The sequence below is a fragment of the Escherichia sp. AM3 genome (genome assembly GCF_032029835.1).
In the GTDB taxonomy this organism is placed as follows: domain Bacteria; phylum Pseudomonadota; class Gammaproteobacteria; order Enterobacterales; family Enterobacteriaceae; genus Escherichia; species Escherichia coli.
The window spans coordinates 1-1,885 of the sequence record NZ_JAVUPQ010000237.1 but is presented as its reverse complement, the minus strand read 5'-3'; the positions used below and the strand labels follow the sequence as shown (position 1 = coordinate 1,885).

Below are 1,885 nucleotides of genomic sequence, written 5' to 3'. Positions count from 1 at the left end.
GTTGTAGATGCACCAATAGATAAAACACCAGCATCACTGATATTAGCGGCATTGAAAGTTGATTGATTAGTTGTTACATCTTTGGTCTGAATGATATAAGCATCATTGCCGCTTTTATCTTTATACACGACAAGCGATTGGTTGGCTTTAAGTGCAGAAGCATCCAATTTTACATCGCGGCCAACAGTAGTTACTTCCGTCGCTGCAGTAGGAGTAGTTCCACTTTCATTTGTAGAGTTGAAGTTAATATCACCCTTACTAGTATCTACTTCGGCAACATAGTACTTACCGTCTTTCTCAACTAATTTTAGGGTACCTAACGATCCTGAAGCTTTATCTTTAAAGTCGCCAGCACCTACTGCCACTTGCTTATTGATGGTGGCCCCATCTTTAACACTGGTGCCCAAGTTTGTAGCATCAAAACTGGAGAGGTTTAGTGTAGATGAATCGATCTTTTTCAGATCAATAGTGATAGTCTGTCCATCATTTGCCCCAACCTGAATGTTCATTTTCCCATCTTTAGCCAAAACATTCACGCCGTTAAATTGAGTCTGACTTGAAACACGATCAATCTCTTCCAGGCGAGATTTGATTTCGTCCTGGATAGAAGACAGGTCAGACTCAGAGTTAGTACCGGTGGTCGCCTGAACAGTCAGCTCACGCACACGCTGTAAGTTGTTGTTAATTTCGGACAGCGCGCCTTCGGTGGTCTGCGCAACAGAAATACCGTCGTTGGCGTTACGTGCAGCCTGAGTCAGGCCTTTAATGTTAGAAGTAAAACGGTTAGCAATCGCCTGACCCGCGGCGTCATCCTTCGCGCTGTTAATACGCAAGCCAGAAGACAGACGCTCGATAGAACTCGACAGCGCAGACTGGTTCTTGTTGATATTATTTTGAGTGATCAGCGAGAGGCTGTTGGTATTAATGACTTGTGCCATGATTCGTTATCCTATATTGCAAGTCGTTGATTACGTTTTGGGTTTCCACCCGTCGGCTCAATCGCCGTCAACCCTGTTATCGTCTGTCGTAAAACAACCTTTAGAATTTTTTTCACAAACAGCCATTTTTTGTTAGTCGACGAAATACTCTTTTCTCTGCCCCTTATTCCCGCTATTAAAAAAAACAATTAAACGTAAACTTTGCGCAATTCAGGCCGATAACCCCGGTATTCGTTTTACGTGTCGAAAGATAAAAGGAAATCGCATGGCAAGTATTTCATCGCTGGGAGTCGGGTCAGGCCTGGATTTAAGTTCAATCCTAGATAGCCTCACCGCCGCGCAAAAAGCGACGCTAACCCCTATTTCAAATCAGCAATCGTCGTTTACCGCTAAACTTAGCGCCTACGGTACGCTGAAAAGCGCGCTGACGACTTTCCAGACCGCCAATACTGCATTGTCTAAAGCCGATCTTTTTTCCGCCACCAGCACCACCAGCAGCACCACCGCGTTCAGTGCCACCACCGCGGGTAACGCCATCGCCGGGAAATACACCATCAGCGTCACCCATCTGGCGCAGGCGCAAACCCTGACCACGCGCACCACCAGAGATGATACAAAAACGGCGATCGCCACCAGCGACAGCAAACTCACCATTCAACAAGGCGGCGACAAAGATCCGATTTCCATTGATATCAGCGCGGCTAACTCGTCTTTAAGCGGGATCCGTGATGCCATCAACAACGCAAAAGCAGGCGTAAGCGCAAGCATCATTAACGTGGGTAACGGTGAATATCGTCTGTCAGTCACATCAAATGACACCGGCCTTGACAATGCGATGACACTCTCGGTCAGCGGTGATGATGCGCTACAAAGTTTTATGGGCTATGACGCCAGTGCCAGCAGCAACGGCATGGAGGTCTCGGTCGCCGCCCAGAATGCACAGCTGA

The 1,885-nt window shown here is 47.1% G+C and carries 2 protein-coding genes; one reads left to right on the top strand and one right to left on the bottom strand.

What is annotated here, in order from left to right:
- Positions 1 to 938 (bottom strand): flagellin FliC (locus tag RTW80_RS24575; RefSeq protein ID WP_312720678.1); only part of this gene is annotated, 938 nt, incomplete at its 3' end.
- A 265-nt stretch (positions 939 to 1,203) separates the two neighbouring features.
- On the opposite strand from RTW80_RS24575, the gene RTW80_RS24570 reads away from it, so the two are divergent.
- A partial coding sequence (locus RTW80_RS24570) for a flagellar cap protein FliD N-terminal domain-containing protein (protein ID WP_312720676.1) occupies positions 1,204 to 1,885 on the top strand: 682 nt, incomplete at its 3' end.